Below are 24964 nucleotides of genomic sequence, written 5' to 3' on the forward strand. Positions count from 1 at the left end.
ATGAAAGGTCATTCAGGGTTATTGCTGATCTGTCTGGGGCTGGCCGCCTGCCAGGGCAGCAACCCTTACGTGGCGCAGTCGCGGCCATTGCCGCCGGCGCCACCGCAAGCGGCGACCACCTTCGACCGCAGCGCTTATCCCGCGCCGCCTCGGGATTACGGGCGTTACCGCAGCTGGGCGTGGCTCAACGGTCAGTTGCCACCGGGCACGGCCTGGGCGGATTCGGCGCAAGTGGCCGAAGCCGTGAGCAGTGCGCTGGATCAGCGTGGTCTGCGGCCGCTGCATGATAATCGCCCGGCCGACCTGCTGGTCAGTGCCAACCTGAGCCTGGAAACCCGCTTGCGTCAGGTGCAGGACGATTACGGTTACTACGGCGGCGGATACGGTGGTTATGACCGTTACGGCCGGGGTTACGGGATGTACAACACGGTGCCGATCGTTCGTACTTATCAGGAACAGGTCGTGGTGGTGCGGGTCGATCTGTTCGACGCCGGCAGTGGTCAGCCGGTCTGGAGCGCCAGCGCCGAAACCGGCACTCAGGGCAAGCAAAGTGATCGCACCGATGCGATTCGGGAGGCTGTCGAAAAGGCCATGTCGGCGTATCCTCCCAGTTAGCTTCCTGCAAATGAGAAGCTCCCTCAGGTTCATGTCTTCCACCGGAGAAAAATCATGTTCCGCCGTCTCGCTTTACTGGTCGTGGCCGCACTGCTCAGTGCCTGTGCCGCCAACCAGGTCAATCATGACTTCGACGCCAGCCGCGACTTTGCCGCTTATCGCAGCTGGAGCTGGAAAGACCCCGCCCTGCAATACCGCCCCGACGATCCACGGATCAAGAGCGACCTGACCGAACAACGCATCCGTCAGGCCGTCGCCGACCAACTGGATCAGCGAGGCCTGCGCCCGGCCGCTTCGGGCGCCCGAGGCGATCTGAATGTACAGACCTACCTGATCGTCGAGGACCGTCAGCAACAAGTGACCACCAACTACGGCGGCGGTTGGGGTGGTCCGTGGAACGGGTACTGGGGCGCGCCGATGTACAACGAAACCCGCAACATCACCTACAAAGTGGCGACCATCCAGGTCGATCTGCTCGACGGCAAGGACGGCAAACTGGTGTGGCGCGGCAGCGACGAGCAAATGCTCAGCCGCACGCCGAACCCCGCGGATCGCAGCAACGCCATCCGCGAAACCGTGGCGCGGATCCTGTCCAACTATCCACCGCGCTGAGTCTGTTGAAAAACAACGGGAGCCCATGGCTCCCGTTTTTTATGGGCGGGTGAAACTGGCGCGTTGCCAGCAGTGTCGGTGTAGCGCGTCTACACTCAAAACCACCAATGGAGGTTGCGCCCGGCAGTGCGCCGGCAAAGGAGTGCGCCATGTCGCGTCATCCGCAGTGCGGCGGCCCTGCCCGGCAGCGGGGGGCCATCGGCCTGATGGCGGCCGCCACGCTCAGCCTGGCGCTGGTGTTGATGCTGCTGGTGGTGGACACCGGCCGCCTGTACATGGAACAACGCAAACTGCAGCGCCTGGTGGACACCGCCGCCCTCGAAGCCGTCAGCCGTGGCGGCAATTGCCTGCCGGGCCTTACCGCCGCCAGTTACGCGGGGCAAAGCGCGACGCGCAACGGGTTTGTCGCCAATGCCACCAACGTCCTTGTGATCGATTGCGGAAAGTTGGCGACAGCCGCTACCGGCCTGCGCACGTTTACGGTGGACGCGACGCAATCAGAGGCGGTCAAGGTCGCAGCCAACCGCACCGTCACCACCAGTTTCGCCGGCGGCGTGCAGGCGTTGTTCAGTGGCACACCGGTCAGTCTCAACACCGTGCTTTACGCTTCGGCGGTGGCGGCCAAACCCAAGCCGACCGTCGCTCAGTTGAACATCCGCAGCAATCTGGCCAGCATCAACACCGCGCAATCGAACATCCTCAATCCGCTGTTTTCCGGGCTGCTCGGCGGTAACGTCAATCTGACGGCCGTGGGCTGGAATGGTTTGCTCAATACCGATATCAACCTACTCAGCTACCTGAACCAACTGGCGATCAACCTCAACGTCGCCGCCGGCAATTACACCCAGTTGCTCAATACGCAGGCCACAGTGACCCAACTGATCCAGGCCGCGATTACGGCGGTGCAGCTCAACGGTGCCACCGCTGAGGTGATTACCGCGCTGGGTCAGCTGCAAGTGGCGGCGATCAATGCCGCACCGGTCAAACTCGGCGACATTCTGCAATTGCAGACCGGTACCACGGCCGCCGGGCTGGATGCCAATCTGCAATTGCTGCAACTGGTCCAGGGCGTGATTCAGCTGGCCAACAGCAAGAGTGCGGTGGCCGCGACCCTGCCGATCAGCGTGCTGGGGCTGGCAAATGTCACGGTGCGGGTCAAGGTCATCGAGCCGCCGCAGTTTTCCGCCATTGGTGATCCGGCGCTGGCCAGGGCCAACCCCACCGGGCCGAACCGGATTTATGTGCGCACCGCGCAGATTCGCACGATGCTTTCAATAAATCTGCCGGTGCTGTCCGGGGTGACTGGCTTGGCCAATGCGGTGCTGGGGCTGGTTGGCACCCTGACACCGACGCTCAATGCGCTGTTGAGCCTCAATCTGGTCGCCACACTGAATTCGGTCGGCTGCCTGCTCGGGGCCGGTTGTGAGCAACTGGACCCGCAGCTGTTGCCCTCGCCGCAAATCGACATCAGCCTGGATGCCGGTGGTGCCATCAGTTATGTCACCGATTACAGTTGCCCGACCGGCAACACCGGCACCAAAAGCCTGACGGCCCGCACCCTCACCTCGATCGCCGATCTCAAACTGGGCAAAATCGACCCGACCAACGCCTTTTCATCTGCCGCCGAACCCACCGTCGCACCGTTGCCGCTGGTGGATCTGGGCACGGTGACCTGTCACAAGATTCTGGGGATCGGCAGCTGTGACCCGAGCACTCACGTGCCCTACGGCGCAGGCGGCATCGCGATCATGGTCAACACCAGCGTGGCGCAGAACACCCAGAATCTGGTGTTTTCCAGCACCACACCATTCGCCACACCGCCCAACCTGAAACTGCCGCCGAGCGTGATTGCCGCCGCGCCCTCCAGCAACATCGTCAACAGCCTGGCAAGCACCCTGGCCGGGATCAATCTGATCGTCTACAAACCCCAGGGCAGCAACCCGTTGGGGGCGATTGTCACCGGCGTCGCCAGTTTGATCAGCGATGTCACGACGATCCTGCAACCACTGATCACCAACCTGGTGAGTCCGTTGCTGGATCCGCTGCTCAACAATTTGCTCAAGGGGCTGGGGATCAACCTGATGGATGTCGACGTTGGCGCCAACATGACCTGTGGCCAGACCGGCAAGGCCTATCTGGTGATCTAGTCGTCGGGGGCGATCGGCAGTTCGATGCAGAACCGTGCGCCGTCCGGGGAATTGCGCACGCTCAAGTGCCCGCCCATGTTCTCGATGATCCCGTAACTCACTGACAGTCCCAGGCCGGTGCCGACGCCCACCGGTTTGGTGGTGAAGAACGGCTCGAAAATCCGCTCCAGCAGACGCGGGTCGATACCGCCGCCGTTGTCCTCGACCCACAGGCGCACGTTCTGCTCGTCGCGCTCGGCGTAGATCGATATCCACGGCTTGAATGCCGAGTCGGACTCGCGTTTGCCCAGCAGCGCATCGCGGGCGTTGACCATCAGGTTGATCAGCACCTGTTCAAGCTGATCGACGTACCCGCGCACCTGAACCTCGAACGCGGTTTCGCTGATGCGCAAATCCACGCCTTTGCCGCGCATGCCCTCGGCCAGCAACGACAGCGTGCCTTCGATGGCGCTGGCCGGGTTGAACAGCTGTTGCTCGATCTCGGAACGGCGGCCGAACACCCGCATGTGGTCCACCACTTTTGCAGCGCGCTGTACCTGAGCGTCGATGCGATTGAGTTTGTCGGTCAGGTAATCGATCTGCACATCGCCGTTGCTCAGGCGCTTCTGCACGTTGACGATGGCCATGCGCATGACGTTCAGCGGCTGATTGATTTCGTGGGCCAGGCCGGTGGCCATTTCACCGAGAGTGGCCATTTTTGCGCTTTGCGTGAGTTGCTGTTGCGAGCGGCGCACTTCGGTGTTGTCGCGGCCAACGGCTTGTACTTCGATCAGCGTTCCGTGCTCATCGAACACCCCGCGATCCGACCACACCCACCACGCATGTTCGCGCCCCGGCAATTGCAGGTTGATTTCGGCGGTGCTGACGGGGGATTGCGGGGTCAACCGGGCCAGGCGTTCAACGAAGGCGGCGCGCTGAACGTCGGACATCCAGCTACCCAGATCGACCCCGGCCAAGTCTTCGGGAGCGCATTCCAGATAGGTCGCCAGCGGCCGGTTGCCAAACGTCAGGATCAGGTCCGGACGATAGCGGCAGATCATCGCTGGCGAGTCCTCGACCAGAATCCGGTAGCGCTCCTCACTCTGTCTGACCTGCTCGGCGGCCAGTGTCGCTTCGGTGACGTCCAGCCACAATCCGACGGCTTCTACCGGCAGGCCGAGGTCATTGCGCAGCAGCCGGGCTTCGTCGAGCAGCCAGTGATAATCGCCGCGACTGTCGCGCAGGCGATAGCGGGCGCGCACCGAGCCTTCACGCAGCAGTTGCCGGGTTCGCTCGAAATACAGGGCCCGGTCATCCGGGTGAATCCGCTCTGCCAGCGCACTGGCGTCACAGTCCTCCAGGCTCCAGCCCAGCAGCGGTTGCAGGCTGGCGCTGAAAAACGCCGGCAGCAAGGCGCCTTCGACGTAGTGCTGGACGTAAATCACCGCCGGTGAACTGGCGATCAGGTTGTCCAGCCGCGCATGGGCGGCGGCGGCCAGTTGCTGCTGGTTCTTGATGTCGCTGATATCGAGCATGAAACCCACCAGCCGGCGATGTTCGCCGGTACCGGTGACCTGCCCCTGAAGGCGATACCACGCCGGCGTCTGGCTGGCGTCACGAGAATGCAGGCGCACGCACAGGTCGAGGATTTCCCCGTGCAGTTGCAGGGCTTGCAGGCGGCTGCGGACTTCTTCGCGATCGGCGGGATGGATCAGGTTCAGCCAGTTGTCGAGCGTCAACGTCGAGCTGTCCTGTTGCAGAGTGGCGGCCAGCGTCGGGGCCAGTTGAATCTGCTCGCTGCTGCTGATTTCCCACCAGCCTGTACCGAGCAGCGTCTGCAATGACTCCAGCCGCTCCAGTTGCAGTTGGTGCTGTTGTTCGCGCAAGCGACCAAGCAGGGGGCCGGCCAGTGCACCCGCCAGCATCAGCCAGTCACGGTCGGTCAGATACGGCGCGGTCTTGTCCACCGCATAAAAACCGCAGAGCAGCCACGCCATCACGCCTCGATCATCGCTGTAGGGCACGGCAAAGCCTTCGGCATTACCGAACAGGCCCTGGACCCGCGAGTGCTCGTACTGGCCGTAATGCTCGCCCAGGCGCTGCGGGCCGGTGCCATTGAGGCTGTCGAGCGGCGTGCCCAGACGCTGGCCGTCGTGCCACAGCGCCGGTGCGTCATGGGCGTGGAATTGCTGATGGATCTGCCAACCTTGTTCCTGTTCATCGAGCAGGGCGAGTGCCAGGCACGGGATCTGCCAGCGCTGGGCGATCACCTGCAATTGTTCGCTGACAAGCACCGGCAACCGGCCAAGGCTACAGCTGCGCAACTGTTTGCTGATCTGCTCGGCGATCATTTGGCACGCCTCGCGCTGATGCGCTTGCTGGCGTTCGGACAACAGGTCGGCGATGTCGATCAGTTGCAGCAGCCAGCCGTTGCCCAGCGGCTGGACCCAGCCGCGCAGGTGCAACGTCTGGTCGCCCAGGCCAGGGAAATCCAGATCCAGCAGTTGACCTTGCCAGTCCTGCGGGCGGCCCTCGATGGACAGCGTGCTGTGCGCCAGCAGGTAGTCGCGCAACGGCAGCGGTTTGTCACGGAGCGACTGTTGCGTCAGCAACAGGCGCAGCGGACCGGCCACTTGCAATACGCCGCCGTCGCTGTCGAGGTGGATGTGCAGGCCCGTCAGTGGGGTGCCGAGCACATCCGGCAAGTCGCTGGCGACCATGCTCCGCTTGAGCAGGCGGCCGAGCAGGTTGTCACCCGGAGTCAAAATTTCAGGCTCGAAATGGCGGTCAGGTTGGTGGGCAGGCTGGGGACAGCGCCGATGCCCGGCAACACCAGAAACGGCATGACCCGGTTGAGCTTGCTCACCGGGTAATTGACGCTGACGGTGAGCGTGCCCTGGGTCGGGTCATAGACCGTGGAGGTATCAGTGCCAACGACCAGGTTCAGTGACGAGGGCATCAGTAAAAATTGCTGGCTCAACGCGGCATTGGCGGTATTGACCAGCACGGTCGGATAGTTGGGAATCGTGGGGTCGACCGCCACCGCGCGGCGGATGGCTTCGGCGGTGACCTGGTTGAACGTCTGCATCAGCACGAACGGCAGGCTATAGCTGACGAGGCCATAAAACACCGCGAAAAAGATCACGAACACCAGGGCGAATTCGATCGCCACCGCACCTTTTTGCGCCTTCCGAGAGCCGGTTTTCATCCGTGCGTCTACCCTGACAGTCACTGCGTAGTATCAGCATAGAATCATTCAGCAAAAACGGACGGTTTTTACCGCATGCAAAGCCTTGTCCTTCTGATCTGGTTGACGGCCTGCGCGGCCCAGGATGCCCGGCAACGAAGGATTGCCAACGCGCTGACGCTGGGCGCCGCCGCTTTCGCGCTGATCTATCTGTTGTCTTTCGGTACTACCTGGATGGGCGCCGAAGCCGGGCAGGGCGGCTGGGCCTGTGTCGTGGCGCTGGCGTTCACGCTGCCGGGGTATTTCATGGGACGAATGGGCGCCGGCGATGTGAAATTAATGACAGCTCTTGGCCTTTCGACGGACGGCTTGTCGCTGCTCGGGATATTCATCGGCGCCGGTGCGGCGAGCGTGGTCTGGATGCTGGTGGCGCCAAGACTCTGGCTGCATATGAGTCAACGACTTAGGGATCGTCTTCGATATATGGCGCCATCCATGTCAAAAAAGCTGCCATTTGCGCCGTTCGTGTTAGTCGGTTTTGTGCTTGCGCTACCTTGGATCCATTAGTCGCCAGATGCCACTAGTCTTATGTACATAGTCGGAAAGTGGGTCTACTTTCAAAGGTACCGGTCAGTACAGGAATGGCCAGTATTGGCCTGGGCATGGAGTGGCACGTGAACAAGCTTACCTCTGCGATAAAAGTCCTCGTTGTCGATGATCAGGCACTGATCGTCGAAGAGCTCTGTGAATTCCTCGAGAGCAGCGGCTACCGCTGTGTGCCGTGCGAGTCCAGCAAAGAGGCGATCGAGCGTTTTTCGGACGACATCGCGATCGGACTGGTGCTGTGCGATCTGCACATGCCGGACATGGACGGCATTCAACTGGTGCAGGAACTGCAACGGCTGGCCGGCAAACACCGGGCGTTCGAAGCCATCATGCTCACCGGTCGCGCCGACAAGCAGGACGTGATCAAGGCCTTGCGCGCCGGGATCGCCGACTACTACCAGAAACCGGTCAATCTGGATGAATTGCTCGAAGGCCTGCAACGCCAGGAAGCGGTACTGCAGGAACGTCAGAAAACCCTGCAACTGGGCCATCTGAATCAGAAGCTGCAGGACCTGTCGTCGTCCATCGATGATCTTTACCAGGATCTGGACAAGGTGCGGCGCGGCCCGGCGCCGGTCAGCGACGAAACCGCCCGCGAGGCCGGTGAGCTGGAAATCCCGGCGATCTTCAATCAGCTCTCGCCACGGCAACTGGACGTGGCGCGCCTGGTGGGCAAGGGGCAGACCAATTATCAGATTGCCTGTGAGCTGGGCATTACCGAAAACACCGTGAAGCTCTATGTTTCGCAGGTGTTGCGCCTGACCCACATGCATAACCGCACGCAGTTGGCGTTGGCGTTATCGCCGGGCAATTCCGGTTTGCGTCAGCGGGTGACTGCCCACTGAATCACACTGCCGGGCATTCTCTTTACCCGGCATTCATCTTCGGCTTGGGAAACAGGTTGTCGAGGGTTTCCAGCAGCCGCACGTGATAGATCGGCTTGCGGAACAGGTCCAGCACCTGCAACCGCAGCATGTCGCTCACGTCTTCCATGTCCGCATGCCCCGACGTCACGATTACCGGCAGATGCTGGCGCGAGGTGTGTTCGCGCAAGCGCTTGATCAGCGACATGCCGCTTTCTTCCGGCATGCGCAGATCGGTGATCACCAGGGCGATGTCGGGATGGCGGGTCAGATGATGCAGGGCGAGTTTGACCGATGTGGCGGTATGACAGACGAAACCTTCACCCTCCAGCAACTCCGCCAGCTCCAGCAACGCGTCCTCTTCGTCGTCAACCAGAAGCAACTGTTGGCGTGGGGAAGAAGACACGTTCATGGGCAGTACCTGAAAGCTGAATGGAAGATCGAGTGTAGCCCGACATCAGCAAGGTGCTGGCGCAACTTCGATTACGGAGTTGGCCGGGTTTGCGCAGTGCCGCCCAGCGACACCAGGACGTTGTTGAAGATCGCCAGCATTCGATCACCCAGCGGAGTGACGAAAACGACAACCACCACGGCGACCATGGCTACGACAATGGCGTATTCGATTGCCGAGGCACCGTCTTCATGTTTGTAAAACAGCAGGGCTCTGGCCATTAAATAATCAACGATCATTCGAAACATGTGCCCACTCCTTTGCGCTCCTGGCGCCGATGTAACGGCAGCGGCAAAGCGTTCGCCGTGCCATTTGAGCATTGTCAACAAACCCCCACCCAACAACTGTAAGAACGGATTAGTCACAAAGGATTAGTCGCTTCGTCGTTCCCGGTATTTCGACTGCTAATTGGCCAACACCCATACTTTCGTGGGTTATTTGGCTGTCAGTAATGGCGTTTTGGCTTGTTTCAGCTAGCGTGGAAATAGCGAAATAGTTGGATGTTCATAGCTGCCTGATTGCGATGTTCCCTTGACAGGAAGTGCGGCTGGTAGTGCAGCAGGAAAGGGAGAGCCGTCATGAACAGTCGTGTGACCATGGGCCTTGCAGCGGTGCTTTTACTGGGCGCCATCGTTGTCGGATATTGGGGCCTGGTGCTCAGCCGGCAGCCCGCTCCGGTTGCCGAGGCGCCCGCGCCGGCGGTGGTTACCGTCGAAAAAACCGTTGCTGCCGCCGAAGACCAGACCCGCCAGCCCGTCGTGGTGCTGGTACGTGACGTCCCGCCATTTACCCCACTCACCGCCGCCGATCTGGCCGTCGAAAAACTGCGCAGCGCTCCCGCCGGCAGCCTCGGCACCCTCGAACAGGCCGTGGGCCGTACACCGTGGCGCCACCTGAGCGCCGGCACCTGGCTCAACGAAGAGAGCTTCGAGGCCGGCGGCACACTGGCGCGGATGATCCACCGCGACGAGCGCGCGCTGGCCGTGTCGGTCGATGAAGTGATCGGTGCGGCCGGGCAGTTGATCCCCGGGGATTACGTCGACGTGCTGTTGTACCTGCGCCAGGACGCCAGCAACCCGCAGCAGTCGGCACAGATTGTGGTGCCGGCCATGCGCGTGCTGGGTGTCGGCGAGCAATACGGCCTGACCAATGACGGCCAACCGTCCGCCCCTGCGTTGAGTGCCGACGACAAAATCAAGCAGGACCAGCGCCGGCTCACCGCGCGCACCGTGGTGCTGGCGGTGCCTGAACAATTGTTGAGTCGAATGATGCTCGCCACCCAGGTCGGGACATTGCGCCTGGCCGTGCGCAGCAGTGAAGAACAGCGCCTGGCCAAGTATTGGGCCGGCGAAAGTCAGGCACCGGAAAAACTGGTTGCCGCCAACAGTCAGCTTTTCCAGTTCACTCAGCTGGCGCTGGGGACGGCGCCGAAGGCTGCTACCGGTGGCGACCATGGCGGTGCGGTACGGCCTGCGGTGGAAGTGATTCGCGGCAATCAGCCCCTTCAACAAAACCCATGACTGAGCAAGGATCCAAGTGCATGCAGAGTCGTTCCTGGCCGATCTTCAATCCCGTGCTCCGGGCCTTGCTGCTGATGGGACTGTCAATCAATGCCGCGCACGCGGCCACCGGCAACTGCGCGGCGCTCGGGCGCTTGCCGCCGGTGATCGAAATCAACGAAGGCTGGCAGCAGGACATGCAATCCCCGGTGGCGATCACACGCCTGGCCATCGGCGATCCGAAAATCGCCGACGTGCATGCCAATGGCAATTCCTCGTTCCTGCTCACCGCCGTGGCGCCGGGCGCTACCAGTCTCATGGTCTGGACCGGCTGCTCCAGCGAGCCGCGCCAGAGCATGGTGTTCGTCAAGGGCGCCGCCACCTCGGCTTTGACCAATACCGGTGCACTGCCGTCGGATGATGCGTTGCTGCCCTCGCAGGTACAGACCGACATTCGCTTCGTCGAAGTCAGCCGCACCAAGCTCAAACAGGCCTCGGCTTCGCTGATCGGCACCCGTGGCAATTTCCTGTTCGGCTCGCCCGGAACCCTGCCGCCCATAGACGGCGTCCCGCAACCGCGACTGCCGGTGGACAACTCGCTGTTCAACTTCTCGTGGATCGGCGGCAAGACCATGGCGATCATCAATGCCCTCGAAGGCAGCGGCTTCGCCTACACCCTGGCGCGGCCAAGTCTGGTGGCGCTCAACGGGCAGAGTGCAAGTTTCCTCGCGGGCGGGCAGATTCCGATTCCGGTGCCCAGTTCCGGCAGCGACAACGTGTCGATCGAATACAAGGAGTTCGGCATCCGCCTGACCCTGACGCCGACCATCATCAGCCACGATCGCATTGCCCTGAAGGTGGCACCGGAAGTCAGCGAACTGGATTTCAGCAACGCGGTGAACATCGCTGGCACCACGGTGCCGGCCCTGACCATCCGCCGCACCGACACCAGTATTTCCCTGGCCGATGGCGAGAGTTTCGTCATCAGCGGTCTGATCAGCACCACCAACAGTTCCCAGGTCGACAAGTTTCCAGGGCTGGGCGACATCCCGGTGCTCGGGGCCTTTTTCAAAAGCTCGCAGATCAAACGCGAAGAGCGTGAGCTGCTGATGATCGTCACTCCGCACCTGGTGCGCCCGCTCTCGGCGGAGGCACAACTGCCGTCGTTGCCGGGTGAAAAACTGCGCAACTACGACCCGAATTTCTACCGCATGTTCTTCCTGGAAAACGGTAACTTCGACAAGCGCAGCGGGTTATCCCAATGAGCCAGAGCCTGAGCCAGACCTTTCTCGCCATCACTCGCAACAACACCGATCTGGAGTGGCTGCAAAGCGCCCTCGCGCCTCTGGGCCAGGTGGTCAGTGCCGGTACGGGCAGCCTCGACGAATTGCTCGCGCTGGTGGACGTCACCTTCGCCAGCCTGGTGTTCGTCGGCCTCGACCGTGAACACGTGGTGGCCCAGAGCGCGCTCATCGAAGGTGCGCTTGAGGCCAAGCCGATGCTGGCGATCGTTGCCCTGGGCGACGGCATGGACAACCAGTTGGTGCTCAATGCGATGCGCGCCGGGGCACGGGATTTCGTCGCCTATGGTTCGCGCTCCAGCGAAGTGGCCGGGTTGGTGCGGCGCTTGAGCAAACGCCTGCCGCCGGTGACCCACAACGCGTTGCTGGGCGGGCTGACGGTGTTGTACGGCGTACAGAGCAGTTCCGATGGCGCGCTGCTGGCCAACCATATGGCGCTGGTGGTGCAAAAAAGCGGACAGCAGACGCTGTTGCTGGACCTCGGGTTGCCCCGTGGCGACAGCCTGGCGTTGCTGGGGCTGGAGAGTTCGTTCCACTTCGGCGATGCCTTGCGCCACCTGCGCAGGCTCGACGCAACATTGATCGACAGTGCGTTCACCAGCGCCGAAGCGGGACTGCGGATTCTGGCGTACGCCGACAACGACGAACCGCTGGAAAGCACCAGCGCCGCCGAGCTGTACATGCTGCTCAGCGCCTTGCGCCAGCACTTCCAGCACATTGTCGTGAACCTCACCGGCCAGCCTGACAGCGAGGCACTGCGCACCTTTGTCAGCCATTGCGACAAGCTGATCTGGTACACCGACCAGAATGTTCTCGATTGCCGACGCAATCTCGCGGTGTTCAATCTGTGGCGCGAAAAAGGCATGAAGCTTGATCACGGACGGCTGCTGGTCGACCGCTATCTGAGCAACGTCGCGCCGGATGCGGACACCCTCGGCAAGACCTTCAACCTGGAAGTGATCGCGGTGCTGGCCTTGAGTCCGGAGCTGCGCCTGAACGCCAAGAACCAGGGTGTCAGCCTGTTTGAGCTGGCCCCCAGGGAGAAACTCACCCAGAGCCTGCGGGTGCTCGGCGAGCGGCTGGCCAAGCGCTCCGAAGGCCTGGCCAAACCCAAGGTCACCTGGTTCGACCGGTTGCGAGGCACCTCATGAGCCCGGAAAAACTCTTCGGTGCGCCGGCGCGGGGCCCGTCGGGCAACACCGACCACGAAGGCCTGAAACTGGTCCTGCATCGCTACATCATCGATGCCATCGAGGAGTCCGGGAAAAACCTGCTGGAAGGTTCGCGGCAGTTGCTGGCGCAATTCGTCACCGACAAGGTCGCCGAATACATCGCCCGTTTGCACCTGGCGATTTCACGTTACGAGATGGAGCGGCTGGCGGAAGAAATCGTCGATGAACTGACCGGATTCGGCCCGCTGGAAGTGTTGCTGCGCGACACCGCCGTCACCGAGATTCTGGTCAACGGCCCGCACCGGGTGTTCGTCGAGCGCGACGGTGTACTGCATCAGAGTGACCTGCGCTTCATCGATGCACACCACGTCGAGCGGGTCATGCAGCGCATTCTCGCGCCGCTCGGTCGGCGGCTGGACGAGTCTTCGCCGATGGTCGATGCACGCCTGCCGGACGGCAGCCGGGTCAACGCGATCATCCCGCCGATCGCCCTCGACGGCCCTTGTCTGTCGATTCGAAAATTCCGCAAGGACATGCTCAAGAGCAGTGACCTGATCGCCATGCAGACCATCGACCTGCCGATTTTCGAGTGCTTTCAGGAGGCCGTGGGCAAGCGCTGCAACATCCTGATCAGCGGCGGCACGGGCACCGGCAAGACCACGCTGCTGAACATTCTCAGCCAACTCATCAACCCCCACGAACGACTGGTGACCATCGAAGACGTCGCCGAATTGCAGCTCGGCCACCCTCATGTTGTGCGTCTGGAAACCCGCCCGCCGAATGCCGAGGGGCACGGCGAGGTCAAGGCCAGCGACCTGATCCGCAATGCCCTGCGGATGCGTCCGGACCGGATCATTCTCGGCGAGATCCGGGGCGTTGAAGTGCTCGACGTACTGACGGCGATGAACACCGGTCACGATGGCTCGATGAGCACGGTGCACGCCAACAACGCCCAGGATGCGTTGCTGCGTCTGGAAACCCTGGTCGGCCTGACCGGTCGCACGGTCGCCGAACGTACCCTGCGGCAGATGATCTGCGCGGCGCTCGACGTGATCATTCAGTTGACCCGCATGCCCGACGGCCGCCGCTGCGTCAGTGAAGTGGTGGAAGTGGTCGGCGTGCGCGAAGACGTTTACGTCACCAATACCCTGTTCCGTCTGGACCGACGCACCGGTTTCGGCTTTCTGCGCGAAGCGGTCAACCCGGCCGGCGACAAGTTGCGACACGAGTCGAGTCTGGGCTGAACGCATGGAGCCTTCGTCATGATCGGACCGGTGATTTTGATCGTCCTCTGCCTGTTGTTGCTGGGGCTGTCGATTCGCCTGTTCCTGCAAGGTGTGCGCAAGACTGCCAACGAACGGGTGCTCTCGCGCCTCGCCGCCGGGCAGCCCCAGGGGGGGGCCGAAAAAACCTCGTGGACCGGGCTGGAGCGGATGTTTCTGCGCGCAGGCCTCGGCCGGCCGAGCGAACGTTTCGGGCTTTGGCTGTCGTTGTGGGTCGTGGCCATGATGCTGGGTTATCTGCTGGCTGACTGGGTCGGTCTGTTGGTGCTGATATTGGCGCCGCCGCTGATCTTGCGGCTGTACATCGCGTGGCTGTATCGGCGCCGGCTCAACCGGATGATCGAACAGCTACCGCAGTTGCTCGATCACACCGTGCGCAGCCTCAAGTCCGGCCGGACCCTGTCCGATGCGGTAATGGGCGGCATCGAAACCAGTGAGGACCCGTTGAAAGCCGCGATGGGCCGGGTGCAGCGCAACGTGCAGCTGGGAGTGAACCTGCCGGACGCGGTCAGCGATTTCGCCGAACTCTACGAGCAGGACGAACTGCGCATGTTCGCCCTGGGCCTGAAGGTCAATCATCGCTATGGCGGCAATGCCAGCGAGTTGCTGGAGAACCTGATCAAACTGATTCGCGAACGCGACCAGGGTGCCCGGCAACTGCGTGCGCTGACCGGCGAAACCCGGATGACCGCGTGGGTACTCGGATCGCTGCCGGTGATCCTGGTCAGTTACTTCATGCTGACCAATCCCGGCTACATGCTCGGCATGTGGAACGACTCGGGCGGTCGGACCATGCTGATTGTCGCGGTGGTGTTGCAGGTTTCCGGTTGCCTGGCGCTGTGGCGCATGTTGAGGAGTGTCTGACGTGCTGATCCTGGCCAGTCTCATGCTGTTGCTCGGCGCACTGTTGCTGGTCGGCAATCACTTGTTGGCCGAGCGGCGTCGGGTGCGTCAGGTCAACCAGCGCTTGCAGGGGCAACTGGTGCGCGAGAGCCGTTTCGGCAATTGGCTGCGGGCACTGGGCAGCAGCCGCTTCGGCCAGCGCTCGGTGAGCATCGACAGTGAAACCCAGACGTTGCTCAGCCGCCTCGGTTGGCGCCGGGCCAGCGAGCGCTCGCTGTTTGCCGCCTGCCAGATCGGCACGCCGCTGCTGACACTGGGGCTGGGCCTGTTTCTGAAAGAAGTGTTTTTCCCCCTCGCACCCAACGGCTGGCTGGTGCCGATGATTGCCACCGGCGTCGGTTATCTGCTGCCCAAACGCCTGCTGGCGTATGCCGCTGCCCGTCGGCAGAAAATCATTGCGGTGGAGGTGTCGACGTTCATTCCGCTGCTGCGGATCCTGTTCGAGTCCGGCATGGCCGTCGAACAGGCCCTGCGCGTGCTCAGCATAGAAGGGCAGAAACTGCTGCCGGAGCTGACCAGCGAACTGCGCCTGATTCTGGCCCGCGTCGACTCGGGCCTGGAGCTCGGGCAAGAGCTGAACAAGGCGGCCGCGATACTGGCGGTGGATGAGTTCACCGACACCTGCGTGATCCTGCAACAACTGATTCAACAGGGCGGCGGCGCGATGAAATCGCTGCTGACGCTCAAGCAGCTGCTGGATGACCGACGTATGACACGCTTGCAGGAATACATCTCGAAGATGTCGGCGAAGATGTCGGTGGTCATGATGCTGCTGCTGTTTCCGGCCTTGCTGATCGTTCTGGCGGGGCCCGGTTTTACTGCAATCACCCGGGCGTTTGCGTCCTGACAATGGCAATGGAGAGCGATGGATGAAAGCACTGATGGTCGTGGCAAGTCTGTTGCTGCTCGGCGGTTGCGCAACGGATGGTCAGGCGCCGTGGACGACGATGCTGGCGCCGGCCAGTTGCAGCAAGTTGAGTTCAGAACAGGAGCTGTCGCTGAACCTGGCCGATGATCTGGTCAATGACGGCAAGCTGCACGCCAGCCTGGCCAACCTGCAGGGCCTGCCCGATAACCTCGTCGAGGTGCGACTGCGCAAGGCCAAGGTCTATCGCCTGTTGGGACGCAGCGAAGCCGAGCCGTTGTATCGCAGCCTGCTCGGCACGTGCCTGAACGCCGACGCCGAACACGGCCTTGGCCAGTTGTACGCCGCCCGTGGCGACAACGGTCAGGCGCAGGCCCACCTGCAACGCGCGGCGCGGCTGGCACCGACCAATGAAAACATCCGCAACGATCTGGGCGTGGTGTACCTGAATCAGCTGCGGCTCGAGGATGCTCGCTTCGAGTTTCTGACGGCCATCGAGTTGAAGCAGAACAATCAGTTGGCGACGCTGAATCTGGTCACTCTGCTGCTCTATCAGAACAACTGGCAGCAGGCTGCGGAAGTGGTCAGCCGCGCGCACCTGACCCCGGAACAGTTCTCCGATGCTCAGGAACGCGCGGAGAAACTCAAGTCTCCGGTCAAGGCCAGACCCGTCGCTGGCAATCAGGTCGCGGTGGCGGTTGATGCGCAACCGGCGCCGATCAAGTGAGCCTCAAGGAGGTGTCATGAACACGTTGAAGACGATGTGCTGCCTCGGACTGCTGAGCCTGCCGCTCGGCGCACTGGCCATCGACGCCGGCCCGGCATCGGCCCAGCAGCAGGAAACCGAAGGCTGGCTGTTGCTGCAAAGCCGCAACAAGGCCGCGTCCCCCGATCCGCAGGCGGCAACGGCCACCGAGCGCGAGCTGGCGATGCAGCGCTGGCTGAAGAAGTACAAATATGAAATCCCCGATTTCTACGACCCGGATGCCGGGGGCAAGATCGAGAGCCGTAACTGACGTGTCGCAGGCAACGGCGTTGCCTGCGACGGCGGTCTACAACTGATAGCTGAAACTGATGCTGTAGCGCGGCCGGCGATTGAAGGTATCCAGCGCTTCATCCGACATCGCCTTGGCCGCCTCCAGGGCAATGTTGTAGTACTTCGCATCGCCGAATCTCAGGCCGACCGCCGCCGATGACAGGTTGTTGGCCTGTACCGGCAATTCGTTGAACCAGCTGCGCGAGCGGTCGAGCACGAAGTACGGTTGCAGGATGCGCACCCAGTTGCCGTCGCGGTTGAAGCTGTAGTTGATCTCGTAAGCCACACCCCAGCCCTTGTCGCCGGATGCCTGATCATCGGGATAACCGCGACCGAAATTCTGCCCGCCGAACACCGCACGCTCGCTGTCGGGCAGGGTGTCGCTGCTCCAGTACAACGCAGCGGACAGCACCCCTTGCCAGTTGTCGAGGAACTTGTCGCTCTGCACCCCCGACAGACGCACCCGAAAGAAGTCGAGATCGATGGCGCTGTTGTTGGTGTGCGCGCCCATGCTGTCGAAGCCTTGGTACACGCCACCACTGAGAATGCGCAGTTGCCGGGCATCGACCTTGCGCCAGTCGCTTTCGAAGGCGAGGGCGCGGATGTCGGTGCGTTCTTCGACGCTCAGCGGGTAGCCGATCACGTTGTAGCGGGTCTTGTCGTTGACCGCGTACAGGCGCGATCCGGCGGTCAGCAATTCATCCGAAGCAGCAATCAGCGGAAGTGTGAAACCGAGCGAATAACGGTCGTTTTCGCGGTGCGGCTTAAGCTCCAGTCCGTTGTTCAACAACACGTTGGTGCCGGGATCGGCTCGGTAGCGCGAGGCCGACAGGCTCAGTTGTGCACCTTCGTCGTTGATGAACTGGTTGTAGTCCAGCCGGTAGTAATGCTCGTGATCATCACCCGGCGGAAACAGGCCGCTGAGGCTCAACTGTTCGCCCATCGACGTTTGTGAATTGCTGCTCACGCCGAGCAAGGCCTGGGTGCCGTTGCGGTTGTCTTCGGTGGTGCTCAGGGTGCTGGTGAACGGTTTGCGGCTGGCCTGGGCCACTAGCGTGGTTGCACCGTCGGTGGTGCCGGGTGGCGGCACCTGGGCCTGGATCGTCACGCCGGGAATGCGGGTCATCAGCGTGGTATAGCGCTCGAACGTCTTGCGCGTCAGGGGGCGTTCGGCTTGGAGCTTGGCGGCCAGTCGCTCGAGCAGGGCTTTGACCCGTCCGACGTCGCCGGCGATCTGAACGTCGCGCACGTAGCCTTCCACCAGCACGACGCGCGCCACACCGTCATCGAAGGTCTGCTGTGGCAGGAAGGCGTAGGACAGCAGATAGCCGTCCTGCTGGTAACGACGGGTGATGTTGCGAGTGGCCTCGATCAGGTCGGCGAGGCTGCTCTCGCGGCCGATCAGGGGTTTGTAGATTTCGGCCAGTTCGTTCAGCGGGTAGAGCGTGCCGCCTTCGATCTGCACGGTCCTGAGGTTGATCTTTGTACTCATCAGCAACGGCTGGGCGGCTGTGGCGCCGGGATCCGGCACTTGCAGCGGCGCAGCGTTCGGCCGGTAGGCGTCAGCCGGCAGGTTCGGTACCGGCAGGTTGCGGATGGTTTCGTTGCTGTTGAGAAAGCTGGGCAGGGTGTCGGCGAGGGCGGTGGAACTCAGACTGAGCAATAGCAGGGATGCCATGACGCGCATAGGACACTCCATGTTCAAACCCGCAGCACGGGGTCGGGTTTCTCCTAAGAAAAAAGCGGAAGACTCGTGGGAATCTTCCGCCCTCAACCAAGCGTAGGCGCTGTAGGTAAGGCCGTCGAATCGGCCAGGTGCAAATCAGCGTTTGTTGCCACCCAGGGCGCCGGTGAGACCGCCGAGGACACCACCCAGTCCGCCGCCGGTCCCGGTGGCAGTTCCACCGTTGACCAGTCCGCCGACCGCAGTGACGGTATTGCCCACGGTGGTGACGGTGTTGCCGACCGCCGCCACTACCGGGTTGCTGTTGGTGCCGGCAATCGTGTTGCCGAGATTGCCGACGGCACCGCCGACCTGGCCGGTGAGGCCGGCGACCGGAGTACCCAGCCCGGTGGCGGCGCCGACATTCTGGGTCAGGCTGGTGACCGCAGTGGTGACCGGTGCAAGTCCGGCACCCACGTTGTTGCCCAGGGTTGCCAGGGGAGTGGTCGGACTGGTGATCGGCGATCCCGAACCGCCGAGCACGGTGTTGAGCGAGGCCACGGTGTTACCCGCCGCAGCCAGCACACCACCCGGTGCGGCGAGGGTGCCATTGCCGCTGCTCAACCCGGCGCCGACGTTTACGACTGCGCCACCGACGGTTTGCAGCAAGCCGTTGTTGCCCAGACCGCCACCGACGCCTGTCCCTGAACCGGTGCCGTTGTTCACCAGTCCGCCGGCCTTGCCGACAGTGGTGCCGACGTTACTCAGGGCCCCGCCGACGGTGTTGGTCAGCGCATTGCCGTTGCCGGCGCCAGTGACCTTGTCGCCCACGCCATCGACCGTGCTGCCGACTTTCTGCAGCAGGCCGTTCACGGGAGCGCCCAGCCCCGTGGCACTGCCGAGTTTGTCCGTGGTGCTTTCGACCATGGCAATCACCGGCACCAGTTTGCTGCCCACTTCTTTGGTGACCGAGCCGAGCGGGCCGGTGGTGGTAGCGGTGCTGAGGGTGTCGCCGAGCATGGTGACTTTTTCGCCGACTCCGTTGAGCAGCGGGGCGACTTTGGTCACCACACCGCCGACGACTGGAACGCTACCCGTGGCAGTCGCCAGTTTGCCGCTGAGGTCGGACACGCCGTTGCCTACATCCTGCACCACGCCGCCGACCGCCGAAGCGGTGACGCCCAGGCCATTGTCGGTGGTTGCCAGTTTGCCGATGCCGTTGGCCACCCCATCACCCAGTGTGGTCACTACATTGCCGGCGGTTTTGGCGGCGCTTTGCACCACGCCGCCAACGACTGGCACGCCACTGAGTGAGTCGCCGACCTGGCCGACACCATTGCCGACGCCGCTGACGGTATTGCCGACGTCTTGCACCAGCGTGGTGGTAACCAGAGGCGTCGGTGTACTCGGATTGGTCGGGTTGGTCGGGTCGGTTGGATTGGTCGGATTAGTCGGATTGGTGGGGTCCGTCGGGGTCGTCGTGCCGCCAGTTCCGCCAGTTCCGCCAGTTCCTCCGGTACCGCCAGTGCCGGCGGTGTCTCCGGTTCCACCCGTGCCACCGGTGCCGCCAGTACCCGCAGTCGAACTGTCGGGGGAAGAGCTTCCAGAGCTGCTGTGATGACCGCCGCCGCCACTGCTGCAGCCGGCCAGACCGAGAGAGAGAATGAGGGCCAGTGCTGTTGCCGATTTGCACCACGCCTGGGCTTTCATGTGGGTTTTCATGATGGTTGTTCCTTGCACCTGTCACAACGTTCGTTGACTTCGACGGCTTGCCGGTTCTGTTGCCGGCAGTGCCTTCGTCCGTTGTGTCCATATCAGTCGCAAGGCTGGATCCACGCCATTCTCAACTTGGTATTAACGCCTTTATGCAAGCGGCTTCGAATGCCGCCTAACGACTAATACCGAGGATATAGACGCGCAAAAAAAAGCCTTGAAAATCAAGGCTGGATTTCCGTGATGGAAGCGTGTGCGGCGCGGGAAAACTTAAGTGATATATACACAATTGATCAGGTTTTCCCGGCCTCGATGTCAAGCCACCGGCTGCCAGTTGCCCACCATGTGCTCCAGATCCCCGGCGCCGATCAGGCGCAACTCACCGCTGGAGCCGGCAGCACTGGCGAACAGGCTCACCTCGCTCGGCAGACGCACCGGTTTGCGAAAGTACACGGTCACCTCAAGGTTGGCTTTTGGCAGGTGATCCGCCAGTGCCGCCAGGGTGCGGGCCTTGTTCCACAAACCGTGAGCGATGGCTGTCGGGAACCCGAACAGCTTGGCGCTGGCGGCACTCAGGTGAATCGGGTTGTAGTCGCCGGAGACTTTCGCGTATTGCCGGCCGATGTCCGCCGGCGCCTTCCATTGCGCCACTTGCGCGAGGGGCAGTGCCGGCTCCCAGGTCTGCTCGACCGGGTCGCCTTCGAGCTTCACACCACGACAGAGCATCTGGCTTTCGGCTTCCCACAATGGCCCGAGTTGATCGTCGAGGGTGGTCAGCAGATCGAAGGTCGCACCTTTCGGATGAGGTTGCAGGTTATGCACCCGGACGCTGACCTGCGCGCGACTGATCCCGCCCATTGGCCGCAATACGCGGATGCGGTTGCTCAGATGAATCAGCCCCAGCAAAGGGAACGGAAACTCTTTGGCCGTCAGCAATTGCATCTGCAAGGCGAACGCCAGGATATGCGGATAGGTCGGCGGCAGCAGGCCGTCATCGGCGAAACCGCAGACCTTGCGATACGCCGCCAGACGTTTGCCCTCCACCTCGACGGCGCAACGCAAGCCGCTGTCGGGCAGGGTGGTGCCGGTGATTTTGCGTCGGGTCGCCGCCCGGGCATACAGCCCCGGCAGGCTCGGTTCGCGGTGCAGGGTTTGCCATTCGATGGTCATGTTCAGGCCCCCAGAACGCTTTGGCCGCACACCCGCAGCGCTTGCCCGGTGAACGCGCCGGTGCCCGGTTGGGCCAGCCAGGCCACGGCTTCGGCGACGTCTTGCGGCAGGCCGCCCTGACCCAGCGAACTCATGCGGCGTCCGGCTTCGCGCAGGCCGAACGGGATGTGCGCGGTCATCTGGGTCTCGATGAAGCCCGGCGCCACGGCGTTGATGCTGATGCCACGTTCCAGCAGCGTCGGGGCCCAAGCCTGGGCGAGCCCGATCAATCCGGCCTTGCTCGCCGCGTAGTTGGTCTGCCCGCGATTGCCGGCAATGCCGCTGATCGACGCCAGCAGAATCACCCGCGCGTTATCGTGCAGTGTGCCGCTGTCGAGCAGGGCCTTGGTCAGCACTTGCGGTGCGTTGAGGTTGACCGCCAGCACTGCGTCCCAGAACTCGGGCGTCATGTTGGCCAGGGTCTTGTCGCGGGTGATGCCGGCGTTGTGCACCAGAATGTCGAGGCCGTCCGGTAGTTGCTCGATCAGCTGCGCAGCGGCGTCTTCGGCGCAGATGTCGAGGGTGATGGCGCGTCCGCCGAGACGAGCGGCCAAGGCTTCGAGATCGGTCTTGGCCGGCGGCACGTCGAGCAGGATTACTTCGGCGCCGTCACGGGCCAGGGTTTCGGCGATGGAGGCGCCGATGCCGCGAGCCGCGCCGGTGACCAGCGCCTTGCGTCCGGCCAATGGGCGCGTCCAGTCGGTGACCTGGGTGGCGCACGCCGTAAGCCGGATCACTTGCCCGGACACGAACGCGCTTTTCGGCGAGAGGAAAAACCGCAGCGGTCCTTCGAGCTGATCCTCGGCACCTTCGCCGACGTAGATCAGTTGCAGGGTGCCGCCGCTGCGCAGCTCCTTGGCCAGCGAGCGGGAGAAACCTTCGAGTGCTCGCTGCGCGCTGGCGGCAAACGGTTCGCGCAGGGTTTCCGGGGCGCGGCCGAGGATCACCAGATGCGCGCTACTGTCGAGGTTCTTCATCAGCGGCTGGAAGAATTCACGCAGTTGTTTGAGCTGATCGGTGTGCTGCAAATCGCTGGCGTCGAACACCACGGCCTTGAGTTTCGGGCCGTGGCCAGGAATCCATTGGGTGGCGGTCGCCGGCTGGTCGCCGTAGCGGTAGATCGCGTCGGTCAGGCGATTGGCAAATGCACTGACCCGCTCGGCCAGCGGCCCGCCGCCGATCAGCAATGCACCGTCCACCGGCCGCAGGCGCCCGGCCTGCCAGCGTTCCAGCCGCACCGGCGACGGCAGGCCCAGGGCCCCGACCAGACGGTGGCCGATGGACGAGTTGGCGAAGTCGATATAGCGGTCAGACATGGAACGCTCTCCAGAAGATGGGGTTCAAAGTGTGGACTGCGAAGGGCAATCAATCGTTCGATCCACGCAATAAGGCCTACGCTAGAACAGCAGAGTAGTTTGCCCTCGGCGCTTTTGTGGCCCGACCGGGTTTTCAGCGCTCGATTTTCAGACCGGATATTTCACAAGGAGCATTTCATGAGTCAGCTGCGCCGCGTCGCGATCATTGGTGGCAACCGCATTCCGTTCGCCCGTTCCAACGGGCCGTATGCCACCGCGAGCAATCAGGTGATGCTCACCGCCGCCCTCGAAGGCCTGATCGAACGCTACAACCTGCACGGCCAGCGCATCGGCGAAGTGGTCGCAGGGGCGGTGTTGAAATTGTCACGGGATATGAACCTGACCCGCGAATGCGTGCTCGGCTCGCGCCTGTCGCCGGCGACGCCGGCCTACGACATCCAGCAGGCCTGCGGAACCGGCCTGGAAGCGGCGTTGCTGGTGGCGAACAAGATCGCTCTCGGCCAGATCGACTGCGGCATTGCCGGCGGCGTCGACACCACATCCGATGCGCCGATCAGCGTCAGCGAAGGCCTGCGCAAGATTCTCCTGCAAGCCAACCGCGCCAAGACCACCGGCGACAAGCTCAAGACCTTTCTGCAATTGCGCCCGAAACACCTGATCCCCGAATTCCCGCGCAACGGCGAACCGCGCACCGGTTTGTCGATGGGCGAGCACTGCGAACTGATGGCGCAGACCTGGAACATCCCCCGCGAAGAACAGGATCAACTGGCCTTCGAAAGCCACCACAAACTGGCGGCGTCCTACAGCGAAGGCTGGCACAACGACCTGATGACCCCGTTCCTCGGCCTGACCCGCGACAACAACCTGCGCCCCGACCTGACCCTGGAAAAACTCGCAACCCTGAAACCTGCCTTCGAGAAAAGCGCCAAGGGCACCCTGACCGCTGGCAACTCCACGCCGCTGACCGACGGCGCGTCGGTGGTGTTGCTCGGTAGCGAAGAGTGGGCAAAGGAGCGCGGCTTGCCGATCCTCGCCTATCTGCGGGACGGCGAAGCGGCGGCGGTGGATTTCGTCAACGGCGCCGAAGGGCTGCTGATGGCGCCGGTGTACGCGGTGCCACGCCTGCTGGCGCGCAATGGGCTGACCTTGCAGGATTTCGACTACTACGAAATCCACGAAGCGTTTGCCGCGCAGGTGTTGTGCACATTGAAGGCCTGGGAAGATCCGGAGTACTGCAAGACCCGGCTCGGGCTTGATGCGCCGCTGGGCTCGATTGATCGCAGCCGCTTGAACGTCAAGGGCAGCTCATTGGCTGCGGGGCACCCGTTTGCCGCGACGGGCGGACGGATCGTGGCGAACCTGGCGAAGCTGCTGGATGCGGCGGGGCAGGGGCGGGGGTTGATTTCGATTTGTGCGGCGGGGGGGCAAGGTGTGACGGCGATCATCGAACGCTAGAGGAGCAAAAGCTTTCCCTCACCCCAGCCCTCCCGAAACGTCGGACCGCCCGGAGGGAGAGGGGGCCTACCGAGTTGTCTTTCGCTATACATCGACCTGAAAGATCAGAGTCGATTATGGATTCGGTAAAGCAGGATCAAGTCGATGCATCTTTAAAGCATCTCCCAATCAGTCCCCTCTCCCTCCGGGCGGTCCGACGTTTCGGGAGGGTTAGGGTGAGGGGGCTTTCAAGGTTGCCCCCAATCTCAAGTACGAAACCTGCGCACCAACCCATCCAGCTCATTCGACAACCCCGCCAGACTCTGCGAATCCAGCCGCGCCGAATTTGCCAGCTCCGCCACCAGTTGCGCATCACCATGAATCTGACTGATGTGCCGATTGATGTCCTCAGCCACCTGATGCTGCTCTTCCGCCGCAGTCGCAATCTGAGTGTTCATGTCGCGAATCACATCCACCGACTCACGAATCTGCCCAAAGCTCTCCCGCGCCTCACCGATCCGCGCAACCGACTGCTGCGACACATCGAGGCTGGCGCGCATCTGCTGGGTCACCGCGCTGGTGCGTTTGGCCAGGTTGCCCAGCAATCCGTCGATTTCCGCCGTCGAATCCGCCGTGCGTTTGGCCAGTGCGCGAACCTCGTCGGCCACCACCGCAAAACCACGCCCCTGCTCACCGGCCCGCGCTGCTTCGATAGCGGCGTTGAGCGCCAGCAGGTTGGTCTGTTCGGCGATGGAACGGATGGTGCCGAGGATCGACTGGATGTCGTTGCTGTCGCGTTCCAGTTGTTGCATCGACTGCGCCGATTGCTCCAGTTCCTGGCTCAGTTGGTCGACGCTGTGCACTGCCGCATCGATCTGCTGCTGACCTTCGCGAGCCTGGCGCTGGCCGCTGTCGGCCGACTCCGCCGCCTGGCTGCACGAGCGGGCGACTTCGTTGGCGGTGGCGACCATTTCATGGAATGCGGTCGAGACCATGTCCACGGCTTCGCGCTGGCGTCCGGCGGCTTCGGCCATGTCGCCGGAGACCCGGGTCGAACTCTGCGAGGTGGCAAGGATTTTCCCGGCGGCGCCGCCGATGTGCTGGATCAGG

General features: G+C 62.7%; 23 protein-coding genes. 14 read left to right on the top strand and 9 right to left on the bottom strand.

Going from position 1 to position 24964, the window contains the following annotated elements:
• The 3 genes from QR290_RS04505 to QR290_RS04515 all read left to right on the top strand — a co-directional run bounded on the left by QR290_RS04505 (window position 1) and on the right by QR290_RS04515 (window position 3374).
• Window positions 1–615 (top strand): DUF4136 domain-containing protein, encoded by a 615-nt coding sequence (locus tag QR290_RS04505; RefSeq protein WP_085748621.1) that lies wholly within the window; start codon window positions 1–3, stop codon window positions 613–615.
• 54 nt (window positions 616–669) lie between these two features.
• Window positions 670–1227: a DUF4136 domain-containing protein gene (locus QR290_RS04510; RefSeq protein ID WP_115076411.1), complete on the top strand. Its 558-nt coding sequence runs from the start codon at window positions 670–672 to the stop codon at window positions 1225–1227.
• A 149-nt stretch (window positions 1228–1376) separates the two neighbouring features.
• Window positions 1377–3374, top strand: a complete 1998-nt coding sequence (locus QR290_RS04515; protein ID WP_115076412.1) for a pilus assembly protein TadG-related protein — start codon at window positions 1377–1379, stop codon at window positions 3372–3374.
• Here QR290_RS04515 and QR290_RS04520 read toward each other — a convergent pair.
• Both QR290_RS04520 and QR290_RS04525 read right to left on the bottom strand, forming a co-directional pair.
• Window positions 3371–6118, bottom strand: coding sequence for a PAS domain-containing sensor histidine kinase (locus tag QR290_RS04520; protein ID WP_115076413.1), 2748 nt, complete (start codon window positions 6116–6118; stop codon window positions 3371–3373). The two genes, QR290_RS04515 and QR290_RS04520, sit on opposite strands and share 4 nt — an antisense overlap.
• The gene (locus tag QR290_RS04525) at window positions 6115–6561 is read right to left on the bottom strand and encodes a TadE/TadG family type IV pilus assembly protein (protein ID WP_289204412.1); all 447 of its coding nucleotides are present in this window, start codon (window positions 6559–6561) and stop codon (window positions 6115–6117) included. Before QR290_RS04525 ends, QR290_RS04520 begins: the two co-directional genes overlap by 4 nt.
• A 75-nt stretch (window positions 6562–6636) precedes the next feature.
• On the opposite strand from QR290_RS04525, the gene QR290_RS04530 reads away from it, so the two are divergent.
• Both QR290_RS04530 and QR290_RS04535 read left to right on the top strand, forming a co-directional pair.
• Window positions 6637–7107, top strand: a complete 471-nt coding sequence (locus QR290_RS04530; RefSeq protein ID WP_115076415.1) for an A24 family peptidase — start codon at window positions 6637–6639, stop codon at window positions 7105–7107.
• 107 nt (window positions 7108–7214) lie between these two features.
• The gene (locus tag QR290_RS04535) at window positions 7215–7991 is read left to right on the top strand and encodes a response regulator transcription factor (protein ID WP_289204413.1); all 777 of its coding nucleotides are present in this window, start codon (window positions 7215–7217) and stop codon (window positions 7989–7991) included.
• Window positions 7992–8013: 22 nt separating this feature from the next.
• Here the strand turns inward: QR290_RS04535 and QR290_RS04540 are convergent, their stop codons facing one another.
• A complete protein-coding gene (locus QR290_RS04540) occupies window positions 8014–8421 on the bottom strand; it encodes a response regulator (RefSeq protein WP_115076416.1) in 408 nt (135 codons plus the stop codon).
• Between the two features lie 71 nt (window positions 8422–8492).
• Entirely contained in the window at window positions 8493–8699 is a 207-nt protein-coding gene (locus tag QR290_RS04545; protein WP_115079889.1) for a Flp family type IVb pilin, read from the bottom strand.
• Window positions 8700–9038: 339 nt separating this feature from the next.
• Between QR290_RS04545 and cpaB the strand changes: the two genes are divergently transcribed.
• From cpaB to QR290_RS04585, 8 genes are read left to right on the top strand one after another with little or no spacing between them, the layout of a single operon-like run.
• Window positions 9039–9980, top strand: a complete 942-nt coding sequence (cpaB, locus tag QR290_RS04550) for a Flp pilus assembly protein CpaB (RefSeq protein ID WP_289204414.1) — start codon at window positions 9039–9041, stop codon at window positions 9978–9980.
• Between the two features lie 20 nt (window positions 9981–10000).
• Window positions 10001–11224, top strand: coding sequence for a type II and III secretion system protein family protein (locus QR290_RS04555; RefSeq protein WP_115076418.1), 1224 nt, complete (start codon window positions 10001–10003; stop codon window positions 11222–11224).
• Entirely contained in the window at window positions 11221–12411 is a 1191-nt protein-coding gene (locus QR290_RS04560; RefSeq protein ID WP_115076419.1) for a pilus assembly protein, read from the top strand. The genes QR290_RS04555 and QR290_RS04560 overlap by 4 nt, the downstream gene beginning before the upstream one ends.
• The gene (locus tag QR290_RS04565) at window positions 12408–13676 is read left to right on the top strand and encodes a CpaF family protein (RefSeq protein ID WP_115076420.1); all 1269 of its coding nucleotides are present in this window, start codon (window positions 12408–12410) and stop codon (window positions 13674–13676) included. Before QR290_RS04560 ends, QR290_RS04565 begins: the two co-directional genes overlap by 4 nt.
• Before the next feature lie 18 nt (window positions 13677–13694).
• Window positions 13695–14579, top strand: coding sequence for a type II secretion system F family protein (locus QR290_RS04570; protein WP_289204415.1), 885 nt, complete (start codon window positions 13695–13697; stop codon window positions 14577–14579).
• Window positions 14580–14601: 22 nt separating this feature from the next.
• Entirely contained in the window at window positions 14602–15465 is an 864-nt protein-coding gene (locus tag QR290_RS04575; RefSeq protein WP_435875093.1) for a type II secretion system F family protein, read from the top strand.
• Window positions 15466–15487: 22 nt separating this feature from the next.
• Window positions 15488–16210 (top strand): tetratricopeptide repeat protein, encoded by a 723-nt coding sequence (locus QR290_RS04580; RefSeq protein ID WP_289204417.1) that lies wholly within the window; start codon window positions 15488–15490, stop codon window positions 16208–16210.
• A gap of 16 nt (window positions 16211–16226) precedes the next feature.
• Complete coding sequence (locus QR290_RS04585; protein ID WP_289204418.1) at window positions 16227–16499, top strand: DUF3613 domain-containing protein; 273 nt, start codon at window positions 16227–16229, stop codon at window positions 16497–16499.
• A gap of 36 nt (window positions 16500–16535) precedes the next feature.
• On the opposite strand, the gene QR290_RS04590 is transcribed toward QR290_RS04585, so the two are convergent.
• The 4 genes from QR290_RS04590 to QR290_RS04605 all read right to left on the bottom strand — a co-directional run bounded on the left by QR290_RS04590 (window position 16536) and on the right by QR290_RS04605 (window position 22420).
• Entirely contained in the window at window positions 16536–18206 is a 1671-nt protein-coding gene (locus QR290_RS04590; protein ID WP_115076425.1) for a ShlB/FhaC/HecB family hemolysin secretion/activation protein, read from the bottom strand.
• Window positions 18207–18341: 135 nt separating this feature from the next.
• Window positions 18342–19892: a collagen-like triple helix repeat-containing protein gene (locus QR290_RS04595; protein WP_289205267.1), complete on the bottom strand. Its 1551-nt coding sequence runs from the start codon at window positions 19890–19892 to the stop codon at window positions 18342–18344.
• A gap of 318 nt (window positions 19893–20210) precedes the next feature.
• Entirely contained in the window at window positions 20211–21065 is an 855-nt protein-coding gene (locus tag QR290_RS04600) for a MaoC family dehydratase (protein WP_115076426.1), read from the bottom strand.
• A 2-nt stretch (window positions 21066–21067) separates the two neighbouring features.
• On the bottom strand, window positions 21068–22420 hold the full coding sequence (locus QR290_RS04605; protein ID WP_289204419.1) for a 3-oxoacyl-ACP reductase: 1353 nt from the start codon (window positions 22418–22420) through the stop codon (window positions 21068–21070).
• 177 nt (window positions 22421–22597) lie between these two features.
• On the opposite strand from QR290_RS04605, the gene QR290_RS04610 reads away from it, so the two are divergent.
• On the top strand, window positions 22598–23875 hold the full coding sequence (locus QR290_RS04610; RefSeq protein ID WP_064379268.1) for an acetyl-CoA C-acetyltransferase: 1278 nt from the start codon (window positions 22598–22600) through the stop codon (window positions 23873–23875).
• Window positions 23876–24120: 245 nt separating this feature from the next.
• Here QR290_RS04610 and QR290_RS28715 read toward each other — a convergent pair whose 3' ends face one another.
• On the bottom strand, window positions 24121–24888 hold the full coding sequence (locus tag QR290_RS28715) for a methyl-accepting chemotaxis protein (protein WP_371850984.1): 768 nt from the start codon (window positions 24886–24888) through the stop codon (window positions 24121–24123).
• Window positions 24889–24964 lie beyond the last annotated feature (76 nt).

The sequence above is a fragment of the Pseudomonas fluorescens genome (assembly GCF_030344995.1).
GTDB classification, from domain to species: Bacteria; Pseudomonadota; Gammaproteobacteria; order Pseudomonadales; family Pseudomonadaceae; genus Aquipseudomonas; species Aquipseudomonas fluorescens_BF.

Excerpts from the sequence above, each read along its gene's own strand:
- QR290_RS04595 (WP_289205267.1), bottom strand. The coding sequence starts at position 19,892 with ATGAAAGCCCAGGCGTGGTGCAAATCGGCAACAGCACTGGCCCTCATT.
- QR290_RS04570 (WP_289204415.1), top strand. The coding sequence starts at position 13,695 with ATGATCGGACCGGTGATTTTGATCGTCCTCTGCCTGTTGTTGCTGGGG.
- QR290_RS04525 (WP_289204412.1), bottom strand. The coding sequence starts at position 6,561 with ATGAAAACCGGCTCTCGGAAGGCGCAAAAAGGTGCGGTGGCGATCGAA.
- QR290_RS04540 (WP_115076416.1), bottom strand. The coding sequence starts at position 8,421 with ATGAACGTGTCTTCTTCCCCACGCCAACAGTTGCTTCTGGTTGACGAC.
- QR290_RS04610 (WP_064379268.1), top strand. The coding sequence starts at position 22,598 with ATGAGTCAGCTGCGCCGCGTCGCGATCATTGGTGGCAACCGCATTCCG.
- QR290_RS04560 (WP_115076419.1), top strand. The coding sequence starts at position 11,221 with ATGAGCCAGAGCCTGAGCCAGACCTTTCTCGCCATCACTCGCAACAAC.
- QR290_RS04565 (WP_115076420.1), top strand. The coding sequence starts at position 12,408 with ATGAGCCCGGAAAAACTCTTCGGTGCGCCGGCGCGGGGCCCGTCGGGC.
- QR290_RS04505 (WP_085748621.1), top strand. The coding sequence starts at position 1 with ATGAAAGGTCATTCAGGGTTATTGCTGATCTGTCTGGGGCTGGCCGCC.
- QR290_RS04530 (WP_115076415.1), top strand. The coding sequence starts at position 6,637 with ATGCAAAGCCTTGTCCTTCTGATCTGGTTGACGGCCTGCGCGGCCCAG.
- QR290_RS04590 (WP_115076425.1), bottom strand. The coding sequence starts at position 18,206 with ATGCGCGTCATGGCATCCCTGCTATTGCTCAGTCTGAGTTCCACCGCC.
- QR290_RS04580 (WP_289204417.1), top strand. The coding sequence starts at position 15,488 with ATGAAAGCACTGATGGTCGTGGCAAGTCTGTTGCTGCTCGGCGGTTGC.
- QR290_RS28715 (WP_371850984.1), bottom strand. The coding sequence starts at position 24,888 with ATGGCCGAAGCCGCCGGACGCCAGCGCGAAGCCGTGGACATGGTCTCG.
- QR290_RS04585 (WP_289204418.1), top strand. The coding sequence starts at position 16,227 with ATGAACACGTTGAAGACGATGTGCTGCCTCGGACTGCTGAGCCTGCCG.
- QR290_RS04515 (WP_115076412.1), top strand. The coding sequence starts at position 1,377 with ATGTCGCGTCATCCGCAGTGCGGCGGCCCTGCCCGGCAGCGGGGGGCC.
- QR290_RS04605 (WP_289204419.1), bottom strand. The coding sequence starts at position 22,420 with ATGTCTGACCGCTATATCGACTTCGCCAACTCGTCCATCGGCCACCGT.
- QR290_RS04545 (WP_115079889.1), bottom strand. The coding sequence starts at position 8,699 with ATGATCGTTGATTATTTAATGGCCAGAGCCCTGCTGTTTTACAAACAT.
- QR290_RS04555 (WP_115076418.1), top strand. The coding sequence starts at position 10,001 with ATGCAGAGTCGTTCCTGGCCGATCTTCAATCCCGTGCTCCGGGCCTTG.
- cpaB (WP_289204414.1), top strand. The coding sequence starts at position 9,039 with ATGAACAGTCGTGTGACCATGGGCCTTGCAGCGGTGCTTTTACTGGGC.
- QR290_RS04575 (WP_435875093.1), top strand. The coding sequence starts at position 14,602 with ATGCTGTTGCTCGGCGCACTGTTGCTGGTCGGCAATCACTTGTTGGCC.
- QR290_RS04600 (WP_115076426.1), bottom strand. The coding sequence starts at position 21,065 with ATGACCATCGAATGGCAAACCCTGCACCGCGAACCGAGCCTGCCGGGG.
- QR290_RS04510 (WP_115076411.1), top strand. The coding sequence starts at position 670 with ATGTTCCGCCGTCTCGCTTTACTGGTCGTGGCCGCACTGCTCAGTGCC.